The organism is Alteromonas sp. ABE4_545 (assembly GCF_056161325.1).
Window position 1 is genome coordinate 126714 of the sequence record NZ_JBSWYY010000007.1, and the last position, 17417, is coordinate 144130.

General features: G+C 46.7%; 18 protein-coding genes. 1 reads left to right on the top strand and 17 read right to left on the bottom strand.

Going from position 1 to position 17417, the window contains the following annotated elements; genetic code table 11:
• Positions 1-16 precede the first annotated feature (16 nt).
• The 12 genes from sufT to ACXAH6_RS09225 form a co-directional block, all read right to left on the bottom strand.
• Complete coding sequence (sufT, locus tag ACXAH6_RS09170; RefSeq protein WP_474876355.1) at positions 17-550, bottom strand: putative Fe-S cluster assembly protein SufT; 534 nt, start codon at positions 548-550, stop codon at positions 17-19.
• A 10-nt stretch (positions 551-560) separates the two neighbouring features.
• Entirely contained in the window at positions 561-923 is a 363-nt protein-coding gene (locus ACXAH6_RS09175) for a HesB/IscA family protein (RefSeq protein WP_474876356.1), read from the bottom strand.
• 12 nt (positions 924-935) lie between these two features.
• Positions 936-2153, bottom strand: coding sequence for an aminotransferase class V-fold PLP-dependent enzyme (locus tag ACXAH6_RS09180; protein WP_474876357.1), 1218 nt, complete (start codon positions 2151-2153; stop codon positions 936-938).
• Entirely contained in the window at positions 2150-3409 is a 1260-nt protein-coding gene (gene sufD, locus ACXAH6_RS09185) for a Fe-S cluster assembly protein SufD (RefSeq protein WP_474876358.1), read from the bottom strand. The genes ACXAH6_RS09180 and sufD overlap by 4 nt, the downstream gene beginning before the upstream one ends.
• The gene (gene sufC / locus ACXAH6_RS09190) at positions 3406-4167 is read right to left on the bottom strand and encodes a Fe-S cluster assembly ATPase SufC (protein ID WP_474876359.1); all 762 of its coding nucleotides are present in this window, start codon (positions 4165-4167) and stop codon (positions 3406-3408) included. Before sufC ends, sufD begins: the two co-directional genes overlap by 4 nt.
• A gap of 8 nt (positions 4168-4175) precedes the next feature.
• Positions 4176-5612: a Fe-S cluster assembly protein SufB gene (gene sufB, locus ACXAH6_RS09195; RefSeq protein WP_474876360.1), complete on the bottom strand. Its 1437-nt coding sequence runs from the start codon at positions 5610-5612 to the stop codon at positions 4176-4178.
• A 291-nt stretch (positions 5613-5903) separates the two neighbouring features.
• Positions 5904-7085 carry an IscS subfamily cysteine desulfurase gene (locus ACXAH6_RS09200; protein ID WP_474876361.1) on the bottom strand — a complete coding sequence of 394 codons (1182 nt, stop codon included), beginning with the start codon at positions 7083-7085 and terminating at the stop codon, positions 5904-5906.
• A complete protein-coding gene (gene iscR, locus ACXAH6_RS09205) occupies positions 7085-7564 on the bottom strand; it encodes a Fe-S cluster assembly transcriptional regulator IscR (protein WP_474876362.1) in 480 nt (159 codons plus the stop codon). Before iscR ends, ACXAH6_RS09200 begins: the two co-directional genes overlap by 1 nt.
• A 117-nt stretch (positions 7565-7681) precedes the next feature.
• Positions 7682-8503 carry a serine O-acetyltransferase gene (gene cysE / locus ACXAH6_RS09210; RefSeq protein ID WP_474876363.1) on the bottom strand — a complete coding sequence of 274 codons (822 nt, stop codon included), beginning with the start codon at positions 8501-8503 and terminating at the stop codon, positions 7682-7684.
• Between the two features lie 4 nt (positions 8504-8507).
• Positions 8508-9224, bottom strand: a complete 717-nt coding sequence (gene trmJ, locus ACXAH6_RS09215; protein WP_474876364.1) for a tRNA (cytosine(32)/uridine(32)-2'-O)-methyltransferase TrmJ — start codon at positions 9222-9224, stop codon at positions 8508-8510.
• A gap of 94 nt (positions 9225-9318) precedes the next feature.
• Positions 9319-10422 carry an acyltransferase family protein gene (locus ACXAH6_RS09220; RefSeq protein ID WP_474876428.1) on the bottom strand — a complete coding sequence of 368 codons (1104 nt, stop codon included), beginning with the start codon at positions 10420-10422 and terminating at the stop codon, positions 9319-9321.
• Positions 10422-11093 (bottom strand): GDSL-type esterase/lipase family protein, encoded by a 672-nt coding sequence (locus ACXAH6_RS09225; protein WP_474876365.1) that lies wholly within the window; start codon positions 11091-11093, stop codon positions 10422-10424. Before ACXAH6_RS09225 ends, ACXAH6_RS09220 begins: the two co-directional genes overlap by 1 nt.
• Before the next feature lie 151 nt (positions 11094-11244).
• Between ACXAH6_RS09225 and suhB the strand changes: the two genes are divergently transcribed.
• Positions 11245-12021: an inositol-1-monophosphatase gene (suhB, locus tag ACXAH6_RS09230; protein ID WP_474876366.1), complete on the top strand. Its 777-nt coding sequence runs from the start codon at positions 11245-11247 to the stop codon at positions 12019-12021.
• A gap of 76 nt (positions 12022-12097) precedes the next feature.
• Here suhB and ACXAH6_RS09235 read toward each other — a convergent pair whose 3' ends face one another.
• The 5 genes from ACXAH6_RS09235 to tgt all read right to left on the bottom strand — a co-directional run bounded on the left by ACXAH6_RS09235 (position 12098) and on the right by tgt (position 17399).
• Positions 12098-12994, bottom strand: coding sequence for an aspartyl protease family protein (locus tag ACXAH6_RS09235; RefSeq protein WP_474876367.1), 897 nt, complete (start codon positions 12992-12994; stop codon positions 12098-12100).
• Positions 12995-13061: 67 nt separating this feature from the next.
• A complete protein-coding gene (gene secF, locus ACXAH6_RS09240; protein WP_474876368.1) occupies positions 13062-14003 on the bottom strand; it encodes a protein translocase subunit SecF in 942 nt (313 codons plus the stop codon).
• 10 nt (positions 14004-14013) lie between these two features.
• Complete coding sequence (gene secD, locus ACXAH6_RS09245; protein ID WP_474876369.1) at positions 14014-15858, bottom strand: protein translocase subunit SecD; 1845 nt, start codon at positions 15856-15858, stop codon at positions 14014-14016.
• Positions 15859-15924: 66 nt separating this feature from the next.
• The gene (gene yajC, locus ACXAH6_RS09250) at positions 15925-16260 is read right to left on the bottom strand and encodes a preprotein translocase subunit YajC (RefSeq protein ID WP_474876370.1); all 336 of its coding nucleotides are present in this window, start codon (positions 16258-16260) and stop codon (positions 15925-15927) included.
• A gap of 26 nt (positions 16261-16286) precedes the next feature.
• Positions 16287-17399 carry a tRNA guanosine(34) transglycosylase Tgt gene (gene tgt, locus ACXAH6_RS09255; protein ID WP_474876371.1) on the bottom strand — a complete coding sequence of 371 codons (1113 nt, stop codon included), beginning with the start codon at positions 17397-17399 and terminating at the stop codon, positions 16287-16289.
• Positions 17400-17417 lie beyond the last annotated feature (18 nt).

The window sequence follows — 17417 nt, forward strand, 5'->3', positions numbered from 1 at the left end:
TGATGTATGAATATCGTTAGAAAAACAGCCCAGCTTCAAGCTGCGCTTCTTCACTCATCATATCACGAGACCAAGGTGGATCGAATACCAACTCCACTTTTACCTGCGTGACATTGGGCACCAAACCCACGCGATATTCTACATCACCAACTAAAACCGGTCCCATACCACAGCCTGGAGCGGTCAATGTCATATTAACTTGTACGCTTTTGTTATCTTGATCAACGTGAACACCGTAGATCAAACCCAGTGACACCAGGTTAATTGGGATTTCGGGGTCGTAAATGGTTTCTAAGGCGTCCCATATCTGTTGCTCGCTAATGCTGCCATCGGTCGGCGCTTCAAAATCGAGAACTTGGGGCTTGCGCCCTAGCGCGTCGGCATCGGTGCCATCAATTCGCAACATATTGCCGCGCCACGTAATGGTGTAATTCCCGCCCAAATCTTGGGTGATATTGACAAATTCGCCTTCAGGAACCGTTTGCTTTTCACCGGAAGGAACACGTCTAGCGAGTACGTCACGTTCGGTGACGACCATTTTTTGCGCCATAGTAAACTACTTATCCCGCTGTAATGTTGAAGCTTTCACCGCAACCGCATTCATCAACCACATTGGGGTTGTTGTATTTGATAATGCCGTTGATCCCTTCCATCACATAGTCGATTTCGGTGTTTTTCACCATCGGGATTGCATCACGCGCGACAGCCAACTTGATGTTTTCGTTTACTTCAACAATTTCGTCGTTTTCTTCAGCAGCTTCAGCAAAATCCAATACGTAGGCATACCCTGTGCAACCACTGACCTTGGTTGAAAAGCGAATCAGTGTGCCCGGCTTGTCTTTTAACTTACGCTCAAAGTGTTTAATGGCAGTATCCGTTAACGTAACCACTGACTTACTGGGTACAAAAGTTTCAACAGACATAGTTATTCTCCGTTACGCTAGCATCATTTGCGCCTTGCGCAATGCTGCAAACAAGCTATCAACTTCGTCTAAGGTGTTGTAAATAGAGAAAGAGGCGCGCGCTGTACCTTTGATTCCCAAACGGTTCATTAGGGGTTGAGCGCAATTGTCACCTGTGCGAATAGCCACACCTTGACGATCTAAAATAAATCCAATATCAGCAGGGTGAGCGTTGTCAAAGACAAAACTCAAAATACCCACTTTGTTTTCAGCCGTACCAATTAAGCGCATGCCCTCAATGGTTTTCGCTTGTTCCATCGCCGTTGCGATTAACTGTTTTTCGTGGGCTTGAATAGCGGCTAAGTCTTGCGCAGCGAACCATGCGAGCGCCGCCCCCAAGCCAATAGCACCAGCAATATTTGGCGTACCCGCTTCTAAGCGATTCGGCAACGCGCCCCATGTGGCGTCTTGATAACTCACATCAGCAATCATTTCACCACCGGTTAGCCACACAGGCCAATCTTCCAATACCGACTTTCTTCCCCACAACACGCCCACACCAGTGGGACCGAAAATTTTGTGACCAGAAAACGCATAGAAGTCGCAGCCAATCGCTTGTACGTCTACGTCGCCGTGAGCAATCCCCTGAGCGCCGTCAACCAACACCCATGCGCCCTTTTCTTTGGCTTTTTCAGTCAGCCACTGAATAGGGTTGATCGTACCTAACGCATTGGATACATGGGGGAAAGCCACTAATTTGGTGTTGTTACTCAACAGCGACTCAAATGCCACTAGGTCAAGTTCACCATTGTCAAAAATAGGCACTACTTTTAATGTCGCGCCACTTTGCTTACAAGCTTGCTGCCAAGTCACCAAGTTAGCGTGGTGTTCCATTTCGGTCACCATGACTTCATCACCGGCCTTAAGTAACGTGCCTGCGCCACGAGCCGCAAGGTTTATTGCCTCTGTGGTACCACTGGTCCAAATGACTTCTTCACGCGATGATGCGTTGATAAAAGTTGCCACAGTGTCGCGAGCTTGTTCATAACGACGCGTAGCTTCATCTGAAAGCTGATGCGCGCCACGATGAACATTGGCGTTGCAGTGAGTGTAAAAGTCGACAATCGCGTCGATCACTACCTGAGGTTTTTGCGTCGTTGCCGCGTTATCAAGGTAAACCAGAGGTTTGCCGTCTACCTTCTGCGATAAAATGGGAAACTGAGCGCGCAAGGCTTGTAGGTCGAAACTCATTTCACCTCCATCTCGGCGAAACGTTGGCTAAGAATGGGCTGTAGCCAATCAGACACCGCCGCATTAGGCATGTTGTTAATCAACTCTTGAATAAAGCCAAAATTCAACATCACTAGCGCTTTACTACGCTTAATACCGCGACTCAATAGATAATAAAGTTCTTGCTCAGAAATTTCGGCAATGGTCGCACCGTGTGCACAGCGTACGTCATCGGCATAAATCTCAAGCTCTGGCTTAGTGTTCACCACACCACGGCGAGACAAGAGCAAGTTGCGATTGTTTAACTCGGCGAGTGTTTTCTGTGCATCACGATGGATGTGAATACGCCCGTTGAACACCGCTCGCGCATTGTCGCCCACAATACCTCGAATGTTTTCTTCGGTTGTGCAATGAGGCACAGCGTGTTCGATGGTTGTGTGCAAGTCGAACAATTCGCCTTCCGCCAACAAATAAATGGCATTTATTTCAGCGTGAGCGTTTTCACCAGCGTAGTCTACGTCCATATCTAAACGTGACAAATCGCTACCAAAACCCACCACAGAGCTATTCAACTGCGCTTCGGCATGTAAACGGAAGTGACTCCCGCCAAGCTGCAATGCTTTATTGGTGTACAAAGCAAAACGGTAGTGTTCAAGCTCAGCTTTTTCTTCGAGCACGTACTCAGCAAAGCTGGTATTGGCACTCGGAGCGTCACCGTAGCCGTGTTCGATCACCGTTGCTTTTGCGTCAGATTCAATGTGTACCAACACGCGCGTGTGTTGATCAACGTTATCAGTCGCCACGTTGTGAATGTGAATCGCTTTATCCAGTGTGACACCTGCGGCAACATGCAAATAAATGCCTTGCTGAAGCACCGCGTCATTCACCATACCAAACAAGTGGTGTTGAGGTTTTACACTCCCCATCAATTGGGCAATACGGGCTTGCTGAGCGTCGTTTGCATCAGCGAAGCTGCATAATGTCACGCCTTCTGGTAACGCAATTGTGGTCAAATCTGTATGTAATTCACCACCGGCGAACACAATATGGTGCGCGTCGATACCGGGAATGGCTTGCTTTTCAACCGCAGGCGATGTCGCTGCTAAGTTGGCGTTGCGCTTTTCTAATGCCGCTAATGGAGTGAAACGCCATGCTTCTGTACGACGTGTTGGCCATGCAGTCTGTTGTAGATTTGCGAGGGCCGCCTGACGCACAGGGGCCAACCAATCTTGTTGGCTTTGGCCGCTTTCAATAACCTGTGTCAGCCATTGGCTCATGCCTCGGCCTCCTCGTAACCTTTACCTAGGAATGCATACCCTGATTTTTCTACTTCAAGGGCAAGTGATGCATCGCCACTTTTCACAATTTTACCGTCGGCAAGAATGTGAACGAAATCAGGCTTGATGTAATCGAGTAATCGTTGGTAGTGCGTAACAACGATAAAGCTTCGTTCGCCGTCGCGCTGGCTGTTTACACCATCCGCGACCACTTGAAGTGCATCAACGTCAAGGCCTGAATCTGACTCATCCAGAATACAAAGCTTCGGCTCAAGCAAAATCATCTGCATGATTTCGTTACGTTTTTTCTCACCACCTGAGAAACCTTCGTTCACACCACGCTTTAGGAAGTCGAGTGGCAAGTTAACTTGCTTGCAGGCTTCTTTGGCTTTCTTAAGAAATTCAGCTGCAGTTAGGGGCTCTTGACCACGGCTTTCACGGGCCGCATTAACCGACTCTTTCATGAATTCCATGTTGCTAACGCCAGGAATTTCAACTGGGTATTGGAACGCCAAGAACAAACCTTCGTGGGCGCGTTCTTCAACTTCTAGTTCCAACATGTCTTTGCCATTCAACGACACTTCGCCTTCAGACACTTCATAACCTTCGCGGCCAGACAACACGTAGCCCAGAGTACTTTTACCAGCACCATTAGGGCCCATAATCGCGTGTACTTCACCTGGCTTTACTTCAAGGTTAAGGCCTTTGATGATATTCTTTTCTTCTACACTGGCATGTAAGTTACTGATTTTAAGCATTGATTTTATTACCCCACTGAACCTTCAAGACTAATTTCGAGCAACTTGCCAGCTTCAACGGCAAATTCCATAGGAAGCTCTTTGAACACTTCTTTACAGAAGCCATTTACAATCATGGATACCGCTTTTTCCGGATCCAAACCCCGTTGTTGACACAAGAACATTTGTTCATCGCTGACTTTTGAAGTTGTGGCTTCGTGTTCAACAATCGCCGACGGGTTGCGGCTTTCAATATACGGGAAGGTGTGCGCGCCACAGGTATCGCCAATCAATAGCGAATCACACTGAGTAAAGTTACGTGCACCGTCTGCGCGAGGCCCCATTTGTACTAGGCCTCGGTAAGCGTTATTACTCTTACCGGCAGATATACCTTTTGAAATAATGGTAGAACGGGTGTTTTTACCAAGATGTATCATCTTAGTACCTGTATCCGCTTGTTGACGACCACGAGTCAAGGCCACTGAGTAAAACTCACCGACACTGTTGTCGCCTTTCAATACACAGCTTGGATACTTCCACGTTACCGCAGACCCAGTTTCAACCTGAGTCCAAGAAATTTTAGCGTTGGTGTGGCAGATTCCGCGCTTTGTCACAAAGTTATAAATACCGCCTTTACCGTTTTCGTCACCGGGATACCAGTTCTGAACCGTAGAGTATTTGATATTGGCATCATCTAAAGCGACCAATTCAACAACTGCAGCATGTAATTGGTTTTCATCGCGCTGAGGCGCGGTACAACCTTCGAGATAACTTACATGGCTGCCTTCATCGGCAACAATAAGCGTACGCTCAAACTGGCCGGTATTCTGCTCGTTAATACGGAAATAGGTCGACAATTCCATGGGACAACGCACGCCCTTGGGAATGTAAACAAAAGAACCATCAGTGAACACAGCGCTGTTTAACGCGGCAAAGAAGTTGTCGGTACGAGGAACAACAGAACCAATGTATTTCTTCACCAAATCGGGATACTTCTGCACCGCTTCAGAGATTGGGCAGAAAATCACTCCCGCTTCTTCGAGCTTTTCGCGGAATGTTGTAACAACAGACACCGAGTCGAATACTGCGTCTACAGCAACGCCAGCCAACATTTCTTGCTCGTGAAGTGGAATACCTAATTTTTCGTAGGTACGCAGCAATTCTGGGTCAACTTCGTCTAGTGACTTAGGTTTGTCCTTCATGCTTTTCGGCGCTGAATAGTAAGAGATGGACTGATAATCAATTTTCGGATAATCGACGTGGGCCCATTCAGGCTCGTCCATTTCAAGCCAGCTGCGATAAGCCTTCAAACGCCACTCAAGCATCCACTCAGGCTCGTTTTTCATTGCCGAAATACGTCGAATAATCGACTCGTCCAGGCCACTTTCAAACGTTTCGGATTCAATTTCAGAATAAAACCCGGCTTCGTATTGTTTAGATAACGCCTGTTCGATCTGTTCACTCATGTTGGGATCTCACTTTTGCCTGTTCTGATTGGTTTGCCTGCCTTGTTTCGCTCTTATTCTGGCTTGCAACTTACTTTTCCCGGAATGCTAGGCATTCCTCAGGACGGCACCAACCTATTTTACGTTTGTGCAGATTACAGCGACTGTCGCTAGCGCACTGCCCAATCGTGCTAATTTGTTCGCCACTTAGTGACACTTGTTCAAAAATGCGCGCGGATCATGCCCGAATAAGGCTAAATATTCAATTGTACGCATAATTTATTGCGTCCTTGCCAACCAATAAGGTTGTATTTACACAGCTTGTGAATGACTTGACGCTTGCAGCGTGGTCACTACTTCCTTTACGCGCTGGATCACATACTCAATTTCTGCTTCTGTAGTAAAGCGACCAACAGAAAACCGCAAGCCACTGTGTGCTAACTGATCCGATAGTCCTAGAGCTTTGAGTACATACGACGGCTCTAAACTTGCAGATGTACACGCCGAGCCTGTAGAGAGCGCTACATCATGTAGGCCCATGATTAAACTTTCGCCATCAACACCGGCGAAGCTTACATTTAAGTTACCCGCGACACGCTGTGCTAGATCACCATTGAGTACTGCGCCGTCGATTTGCTTCAGCCCATTCCACAAGTTGTCACGCAACGAGCGAATGCGCCCTTGCTCTTCTTTAAGCTCTGCGCCAGCTAGCGCGAAGGCCTTTCCCAAACCCACAATTTGATGGGTAGGCAAGGTGCCTGAACGCATACCGCGCTCATGACCGCCTCCGTGCATCTGCGCCGCCAATTGTACCCGTGGGCGACGACGGGCATACAAGGCACCAATACCTTTGGGGCCATAAACTTTGTGTGCCGAAAACGACATTAAATCAACGGGCAAAGTGGTCATATCAATTGCAAGTTTGCCTGCACTTTGTGCCGCATCAACATGAAAAATCACACCTTGGCTTTTACATAACTCACCAATGGCTTGAATGTCTTGTACCACACCAATTTCATTGTTCACGTGCATAATCGAGACTAAAATCGTGTCGTCTCTCATTGCATCGCGCAAGGTGTTAATATCTAGCAAGCCATTTTTTTGAGGTTCGAGATAGGTAATGCTAAACCCTTCTCGCGATAACTGTTCACATGTGTCTAAGACCGCTTTGTGCTCAGTTGTCATGGTAATAATGTGCGTGCCTTTTTCTCGATAAGCGTACGCCGCACCTTTCAGCGCTAAATTATCAGACTCTGTCGCACCAGAGGTGAACACCACTTCTCGTGGGTCGCAGTTAATTAAATCAGCCACTTCATTACGAGCAACATCAACCGCTTCTTCAGCCTGCCAGCCAAAACGATGTGAACGTGAAGCCGAATTACCAAATACACCGTCCATCGTTAGATGCTGCATCATGGCTTCAGCCACACGAGGGTCTACGGGCGTCGTTGACGCATAATCAAGGTAAATGGGAGTCGAAACAGTACTCTTCATTACAGTTGAATACTCACTTCAATTTCATCATCGAGTCGCATAGAGCTTCTATCTTGTCGCCCAGCAACAGCCTTTATATCGCCTTTTTCCATTAGCTCTCCTAATGAAATGCTGTCGAGAAACAAGCTAATGCGGTCGCTCAAATCTTGCCATAAGCTGTGGGTTAAGCAACGCTCACCAGCCTGACAATCCCCTTTGCCTTGGCATCGGGTAGCGTCGACAGATTCATCAACCGCGCGGATCACTTCACCCACTGCAATATCACGGGCTTCGCGCCCAAGGCGATAGCCGCCACCGGGACCACGAATACTGTCAACGAGTTGTTCTTTACGCAATCGCGAAAACAATTGCTCTAAATACGAAAGGGATATTTCCTGACGGGCTGATATATCGGCCAGAGGCACCGGACCACGCTCAGAATGCAGCGCGACGTCTAACATGGCAGTAACCGCATAGCGCCCTTTAGATGTTAATTTCATAATCCTTACCTCGCCGTTTGGATGGCACGAATTTTTCCATACCTGACTAAAATGGTCAAGTATAAAACCTAGTAAATTAGTCAGGAATTATTCGATGCCAACGATAAGAAAAATCAATTAAATACTGGGGTCAAAGGCATCATGCTGTTGCGCAGAATGCTTTGACACAGTGGGTGAAATACCCGTTTCCGCGAAGTCCTCGGCCGTTATCGCGGTTAGATTATCAGTACACACATCGCCACCTAACGTTCGAATGACTCCGCATAGCTCTTCTACTTTGGTGTCCATCATGTGCATGTGTTCTAACATCACCCCCATGGCGTTGGCGACTGGGTCTGGATTTTCTGCAGACACTGCGTAAGCATCAAAACCATATTTTTGCGCTATTTTATGGCGCTTCGCGTCTTGCTCGTCGTCGCTGGATTGCTTACTGACAACAATACGTCCAGGTATGCCCACCACCGTAGCGCCAGCGGGAGTATCTTTCACGACGACAGAGTTGGAGCCCACTTTAGCACCTTTGCCTATTATGATAGGCCCTAGCACTTTGGCACCGGCACCCACCACTACGTTGTTTTCTAATGTGGGATGTCGCTTACCGGCTTTCCAGCTTGTTCCACCCAGTGTTACGCCGTGATACAGGGTTACGTCATCACCAATTTCGGCCGTTTCACCGATAACCACTCCCATGCCATGGTCGATGAAAAAACGACGACCAATGGTAGCGCCTGGGTGAATTTCGATCCCTGTTAACCAACGGCTAAAAGTCGACAATGTGCGCGCCAACCATTTGAGTTCCCATCCCCACAACTTATGGCTCACACGGTGTAACCACACCGCGTGCAAACCGGGATAATTGGTAAGCACTTCAAAGGTATTTCTTGCGGCAGGATCTCGTTCAAAGACCCCTGCGATGTCTTCTTTTATGGTGGAGAACACGGCGTTACTCTTTAGTCGATTTATCGATTGACGATAAGATCCCACGTAAAATATTCAGCTCTTGGGATTCAGGACGGGCTCGATTGAACAAGCGGCGTAATTTGGTCATCACCATACCCGGATGATTCGCCACGATGAAATTCGTTTTTTGCAGGGTTGATTCCAAATGCGTATAAAAACGCTCTAAATCTTCATTCAGCGGGTATTCCTGCTCTTGCTCTGGAATCGCTTCTCGGCCTAGGTAGCCCATTCTAATTTCGTAGCACAAAGTTTGTACTGCGGCTGCCAAGTTCAGGGAGCTGTATTCTGGGTTGGCAGGAATACAAACGTGAAAATGACATTGTTGTAATTCTTCATTACTCAGACCGTTGTTTTCTCTTCCAAAAACAAGCGCTACTGGGTAATTCTCCACTTCTTGGACGAGCTTCTGACCACACTCACGAGGCTCTAGCATTGGCCAACTATGAGTACGTGAACGCGCAGAAGTACCTACTACTAATCCACAATCAGCCACGGCTTCTTGTAAGGTAGACACAATGGTAGCGTTCCCCAATACATCCCCAGCTCCGGCGGCTAATGCGCTCGCTTGCCCATCCGGTTCACTGACAGGGTCAACCAAATAGAGGTTGCTCAACCCCATGGTTTTCATAGCGCGTGCTGTCGAGCCAATATTGCCCGTGTGCGACGTATTCACCAGTACAATACGAATATTTTCTAACATACTATTTCTTACTCTGCGAAGTGGCGGCGGATCATAGCACAACTTAGCGGTAAAAGTGAGTAGCCTAACGTGCTACGCGCCATTGTACGAGGGCTCAGTGAGGAAGTGCTCTCTTACCGGTGAAAGCGAAGCTTAACCAGCGGTTTCGACTTATGACTCGATGGTAGATCAAAAAACACAGCAAGTAGGTCGCTACTACGATAAATGTAAACTTAAGCCACAAATTCACCGGCACATTGAGTAACAAACAACCTAGCAAAACAACTATGCTGTGATGAAAAAGATAGAGGGTCATCGACGCTTGACTAATTCGACTTAGCACGGGTAGCTCGACACTGCCTAAGCGGAAAAACAAGCGGATCAAAAACACCGCACTGAGTATGGCAACAAGCTCTTTCAAGTATACCGACAATACCGTACCGACCAGACCGTGAGATGGCACACACAGCATCGCGGATACAGCAAACAAAATCCCTGCTCCCGATGCTCTCAGCGAGACAGCTCGAATTTGATTCAGTAACCCTGAATAAGTGAAAATCACGCACCCCAGAACAAAATAAGGCAAATACATCACCATTGAATGGACATTAAACACGCCGAAGGGAAATGAATACAAAGGAAAACCCAACTTATTTGCGCCATAAAAACCAATAAAGAGTAACGGAAATCCCCCTACGCCTAACCAAAGAGGGAGACGACCTAACCGCTCTACACCTTGGTAAATAAACGCCCATACAGATGCATTCAACACACGTCGACAAAGTACAAACAACGCGATATAAACCAGTAAATTCACCAAAAACCACAAATGCTGTATATAACTACCCTGTCGCCAATATTCTGGCCACGTTAACGTTGTTTGACCGAAATATAACAACACAAGTTGCTGTAAGGTATTGAGCGTTAATGCCGTAACGATCAATGGCACGGCAAGACGCAGCAGGCGCTTTTTAACAAAGACATACGGGGAATAGCGTTGCCACATTAGCGCGGTGAAGAACCCTGCCATAATAAAGAATGTGGGCATACGAAAAGCGATGATGCTGTCTACAATCACGGCCATAACAAACGATGACTGTTGGTCTTCTACGACCCAGTGAGCAGCGGGGTTATAAAGCTGTGCTGCGTGAATCACAATACCTATCACCATGAGTACTGCGCGCAAGTAATCTAAATCACGATAATAGTCACCTTGCATTAATCGCACAGTGTTGGCACTCCTTGAAGGAAATACTGATAACCAAGAGCAGTAAGATGGATACCATCATCAGCAAAATACCTAGCAAAACTCGGTTTTTCGGACTTGACAAAATGCCAATGAAAATGAAGATGCTGCGAGTTATCGGCCTTCGCTGACAAGGTGTTATTAAGCGCATCCACTGCTGCCCACATCGCTTTTCTAGCCGGTGCTTTTTTCACCGCCAAAAGATGAATATCGGGCGATTCATAAATAAGGTTAACTTTGTCGATGAGAGTTTGGTAATGCGCTGCGACATCAGTGACTGTTTGCCCTCTGGCCAAGTCATTGTCGCCAGCATAAATATAGATCAAGGCGGGGCGATAGTGTGCTGGTGACCACTGCAAGTAGGCCATTAACTCACTAATAGAAGCATTACCTATTGCCCTATTTAGCCAACCGTGACAAAAAGGTTGTGCCTGCGTATTCAAACGCGCCAGTGTTGAACTCCCGAGTAATATCCCCTTTTCGGCTGACGTTGAAAAATCGTCTGTCGACACGTCGTTGACGAGGTGCTGAGCGAGCATGCGGTATTGCTCTGGCAATCTTTGCCATTGCCAATAACACAGTGCCAAAAGCATCACGACAAGCGCAATACATACGGGCCACTTTGTTAATAAAACGTGCTTCACTGTCAATCCTGCACCACAGTTAGAGGTTTTTAGTACACCTTGATTTGATAAAAGTTGCAATTCAAACTTTTGCTGCTAAACTTCGCGCGGCTTACATTTTGGGCACTTATTCGCCCAACTCATTCGATCTTTGACAATTGGTGGTACTTACATGCATCCGATGCTGAATATTGCGGTGCGCGCTGCTCGCGTGGCCGGTTCAATTATTGTTCGTGGTTTTGAAAACCGTGACGATCTAGTTTTGCAGTCTAAAGGCAGCAATGACTTTGTGACGCAAATCGATAAAGAAGCGGAAAAAGCAATTATTCATAAAATTCAGCAGTCTTACCCTAACCACGGTTTTCTTGGCGAAGAAAGTGGTGAAACTCAGGGTGAAGAAAAAGATTTTCAATGGATTATCGACCCTCTCGACGGTACCACGAACTTTATCAAAGGTATTCCTCATTTTGCTGTTTCCATTGCGCTACTCCATAAAGGTCGTTTAGATCAGGCCGTTGTTTTTGACCCGATTCGTGGTGAATTGTTCACTGCCAGCCGTGGTCAAGGTGCACAATTGAACGGGTATCGTATTCGTGCCAGCCAGCCTCGTGAAATGACTAACACAATACTAGCAACGGCATTTCCGTTCCGTGACAAATCGAGTTTTGTTAGCGCCAACGACAAGTTCTGCAAGATTTTCTCACAAAGCGGTGATGTACGTCGCTCAGGCAGCGCCGCGCTAGACATGGCTTACGTTGCAGCCGGTCGTTATGACGGTTACTGGGAACAAGGTATCAAAGCATGGGATATCGCAGCAGGCGAATTGTTGGTACGTGAAGCCGGCGGTTTGGTTACTGACTTCAAAGGCGGCAACGACCCACTATTTAAAGGCGAAGTAGTCGCAGGTAGTGTTAAAGTGGTGCAAAACTTGGTGAAAAACCTCAAGTAAGCCAGCAACAAGCAAAAACAAACAAACACAAAAAAAGCGGCGCTAAGCCGCTTTTTTGTGTTTAACGATCATATCGTTAACTCTCTTTAGGCAACGCCACATGCAGTTTTCCGTCTTTATAATCAAGGGTGATTAAAAAGTGCTGCATCAGGTCGTAACCAATTATACCTACCACTTTTTTGCCTTTAATTCGGCTACCGGTATTAGAATACTGACTTTCCAGATTCATAGACTCGCCTTTTGCAGGAAAGCTCACCAATACGTCTTTAATGTCGTAGGGGCCAAAGCCAACTTCAGTTGCATAGGCAAAATCACTCATCCCAGAGCCATTCACACCACGTGACATTGCACTTCCCTTCACATCATCGAGCAAGCCTACCTGAGATGCATAACGGCGTTCCATTATAATGCTGCCCGAATTTCCAGTATCGACTAAAAACCAAAACGGCTTGCCGTTAATCAACACTTCGGCAATCGGCATACCTCTGCCTCTGTCAGACATGGAAGGGATATTCGACACCTCTTTCATATCTACGGTGTCACGGGTAAGTAAACGAATTTGCTTTTTCGGATAGTTTAACTGCACGATAAAGTTATTGAAAAAGCCCGCACCCATCAACAGACCTACCGAATGGTGGCCCAAATTGGTTTCGATTACTTTGTCTAGGGTAAAATCTGTAGCAAAGAAATTGATATGTAAGTTATTGTACGAAGTACGACGCTCTACATCGTGTACCCCTTGAATGCGCACTTTTCCGCCTTTATTAAGCTCGAGATGATTCTTGCCAATAAACGCTTTGTTGATCCCGTGAACTTGGGCGCCAGAATCCAGCATCACTTGAGTTTCGACGCCTTCAACAGTTATGGGAAGAAAAACGTGACCACGATCTAAAGTGAAATCGATCCACTGGGTACCAGCGGAATAGGCATTAAATGCCCAAAAGAACAGTGCGAACGCACTTAAATATTTCATAAAAAATCCTTTTAATTACAACTTACTACGCACCTACATTTAGATGCGTAGTAAGAAGTATACGCATTTAGGGCAATGCGTCTAGATCTTCGCCTTCTTTTTCCACTTCTGTTGGCATCAAATCTTCCCTGCTGATACCAAGTGCTAGCGCTACAGAGCTGGCAATATAAATTGAAGAGTAAGTTCCCACGACAACACCAAACAACAATGCAGTGGCAAAACCGTGGATAAGTGCACCGCCCACAAAGAACAATGCCAACAATACTAAAATCGTGGTCAAAGACGTGATAATAGTACGGTTTAGCGTTTGCGTAAGCGACACGTTGATAATTTCAATTGGCTCGCCTTTGCGCATCTTGCGGAAGTTTTCTCGGATACGGTCAGATACAACGATAGTATCGTTGAGGGAGTAACCGATTACAGCAAGCACAGCCGCCAACACGGTCAGGTCGAACTCTAACTGCAAAAAGCTAAAAAGCCCTAATGTTAAAATAACATCGTGTACCAAGGCTGAAACAGAACCAAGAGAAAAGCGCCATTCAAAACGCATAGCAACATAGACCAAAATACAAAGTAGTGCGACCAACATAGCCAAACCACCTTGTTCAGTGAGTTCTTCACCCACACTTGGACCAACAAATTCAATACGGCGCATTTCTACCGCTGTGCCGTCAGCACGCAGCACCTGCATGACTTCATCGCCAATTTGGTTCGACTTCACACCATCACGAGGAGCTACTCGAATCAGCACATCTTGGCTCGTTCCGAAGTTTTGCACCGTCGCATCAGCGTATGATGAATCGCCCAATTGTGCGCGAATATGTTCAAGATTTGCAGGCTTTTCATAGCCTACTTCAATCAAGGTACCACCGGTAAAATCAAGGCCCCAATTTAACGAGTTCACCGCGAGTGAAACCAGTGAAGCCAAAATCAATAAAGTAGACAACACCATCGCAGCGATGCGAAGGCGCATGAAGTTAACAGATTCTGGAAGAGTGATTAAACGCATAGTGCTTCTCCTATATCGCTAACTTGCTAATTTTACGACCACCCCACACGGCGTTAACCACGACGCGTGTGACCAGAATTGCCGTAAACATTGAGGTGGCAATACCAATCATCAATGTGATTGAGAAGCCTTTGATTGGGCCTGTGCCCACTGCGAACAGAATCAAACCTGCGATAAAGGTGGTAATGTTAGCATCGAGAATGGTAGAAAATGCGCTGTCATAGCCTTGGTGGATAGCCTGCTGTGGGCCTCGTCCGTCGCGCAATTCTTCGCGAATACGCTCGTAGATAAGTACGTTAGCATCTACCGCCATACCAACGGTAAGTACAATACCCGCCATACCCGGTAACGTTAGAGTCGCCCCTGGGATCATAGACATGATACCGACAATCATAATGATGTTGGTAAACAAAGCAATGTTCGCCACAATACCAAACGCTTTGTAGTAAACCAGCATAAATAGCATTACCAGAGCTAAGCCCCAAATGATGGCCTGCATACCGAGCTCGATATTTTCTTTACCCAAGCTTGGCCCAACTGTGCGTTCTTCTACAATTTGAATCGGCGCGATCAGTGCACCGGCACGTAAAAGCAACGACAAATCACGGGCTTCTTTAGGTGAATCAAGGCCGGTAATACGGAAGCTACTGCCAAGCTGCGCTTGAATAGTTGCGATACTGATCACTTCTTCGTGTTTTTCAAACACAAGTTTGCCGTTTGCATCGCGCTTGTTAGTGGCTTTATATTCAATAAATACCGTTGCCATTGGCTTGCCGATGTTACCGCGTGTCGCGCGAGACATCTTACTACCGCCTTCTGAATCCAACGAGATATTAACCTGAGGGATGCCGTATTCATCTACGCCACTGTTTGCGTCGATAATATGGTCACCAGTCAGCATGGCGCGTTTTTCAAGCAGCTGCGGAACGCCGCTTTGGTCATTGATCACTTGAGAACGAGCCGGTACACGCCCAGCCAACGCATCACGAATATCGTTGTCTTGGTCTACCATACGGAATTCCAAGGTCGCGGTTGCATTCAAAATCTCTTTCGCACGGGCAGTGTCTTGAATACCAGGCAACTGCACCACAATGCGCTCTGCGCCTTGCTTTTGTACGATAGGCTCAGCTACACCAAGTTGGTTCACACGGTTGCGAATAATGGTGATGTTTTGCTTAACGGCGTAATCTCGCAATTCTGACAATTTTGCTTCCGAGAAAGTCGCACGCAATACTAAATCTTCCATCTCGTTAAATACGAGGTCGCGATTGCGGTTTTTAAGGAAATATTCAGCGCTATCCAGGGTTTCTTGATCACGGAATTGCACATCTACATGGTTGTCGCCACGCGACACTTTGCGGTAGCGAAGGTTTTCTTCACGCAAAGCGCTACGGAAGTCGCCTTCAGCATCTTCTAACGCTTTGTCGATCACAGCGCTCATATCCACTTCCATTAAGAAGTGAACACCACCACGCAAGTCAAGACCCAATTTCATGGGGTTTGCACCAAAGCTTTCGAGCCATTCTGGCGTATCTGGCGCAAGGTTGATAGCAACGTTGTAGCCTTGACCTAACTTAGTACCTAACAATTCACGAGCGCGAAGCTGTACGTCAGAATCTTTTACGCGAATAAGAATTTGGTCATTTTCAAATTCCACAGCTTTGGGCGTAATGTCGTTGTCGGCTAATGTTTGCTTAACTTCAGCCACGAGTTCAGCGGTAACTTGTGTGTCACGGCCTGCAGAGATTTGAACGGCGTGATCTTCGCCGTATAAGTTTGGAAGCGCATAAAGAGCACATAGCCCTATCACAAATATGACTGTGAGCACCTTCGCAAAAGAGGTTTGGTTTAACACGAGCGGTTCCTCGGGAGTATTTCCTTTGGTGAAAAGCCCACGAATGTGGGCTTTTCAGGCATTTAATTAGATAGACTTCATCGTGCCTTTAGGCAGAACTGCGCTAACAGATGACTTTTGTACCAAGATATTGGTGGTATCGTTTAACGAAATTTCGATAAACTCTTTTTCTTCAGACACTTTAGTAATTCGGCCTAGTAAGCCACCCTGTGTCATCACTTCATCGCCTTTGCTCAATGATGTCACCAAGGCTTTGTGCTCCTTTACACGCTTCGCTTGTGGGCGATATAGCAAGAAGTAAAAAATAGCACCGAAAACCGCCAACATAATCAGCATTTCAAGACCACCACCTTGTGGAGCAGCAGCTGGTGCGGCATAAGCGTTAGAAATAAATAAACTCATCGTTCTTCCCCAAATTAAAATTGTTTTTATAACGCCGGTACAGGCATGTTTTTCTGAGCGTAAAACTCTGCTACGAACTCTTCGAGCTGATCAGCTTCGATTGCATCGCGTAGCCCTTGCATTACACGTTGGTAATAACGCAAGTTATGAATAGTGTTCAAACGAGCACCCAAGATCTCATTACACTTATCGAGATGATGTAAATATGACCGTGAATAGTTTTTACAAGTGTAACAATCACATTTTTCATCAAGCGGTGATGTATCGTGCTTGTGTTTCGCATTGCGAATTTTAATTACACCTTCGGTCACGAACAAATGACCATTGCGCGCATTACGGGTTGGCATAACGCAATCAAACATATCAATACCACGGCGAACCGCTTCAACGATGTCTTCTGGTTTACCAACACCCATTAAATATCGCGGTTTTTCGTCTGGAATTTTAGGCGCGGTATGATCAATGATGCGGATCATGTCTTCTTTCGGTTCGCCCACAGACAAACCACCAATGGCATAACCGTCAAAACCAATGTCTTCAAGCCCTGCCAAAGAGATGTCGCGTAAATCTTCGTACATACCACCTTGGATGATACCGAAAAGCGCAGATGGATTGTCACCGTGCTCCGCTTTACTGCGTTTTGCCCAACGCAATGACATTTCCATCGACAAACGCGCTTCCTGCTCTGTGGCGGGGTAAGGCGTACATTCGTCAAAAATCATAACGATGTCAGAGCCAAGATCACGCTGAACTTGCATCGACTTTTCAGGAGTCAGTAAGATCTTTTCGCCATTTATCGGTGAACGGAAGGTTACGCCTTCTTCAGTGATTTTGCGCAAATCACCTAAACTGAATACCTGAAAGCCGCCCGAATCGGTAAGAATAGGCTTGTCCCAGTGCATAAAGTCGTGAAGATCACCGTGTTCTTTGATGATTCCCGTGCCTGGGCGTAACATCAAATGGAAAGTATTGCCCAAACAAATGTGGGCGCCGGTGTCGGCTAACTCTTCGGGTGTCATACCTTTAACGGTACCGTAAGTACCAACGGGCATAAAAGCAGGCGTCTCTACTACGCCACGATCAAACTTTAATCGTCCGCGTCGAGCTTTGCCGTTGGTTTTTAACAACTCAAATTGCATGTCGCGATGTATCCTGTT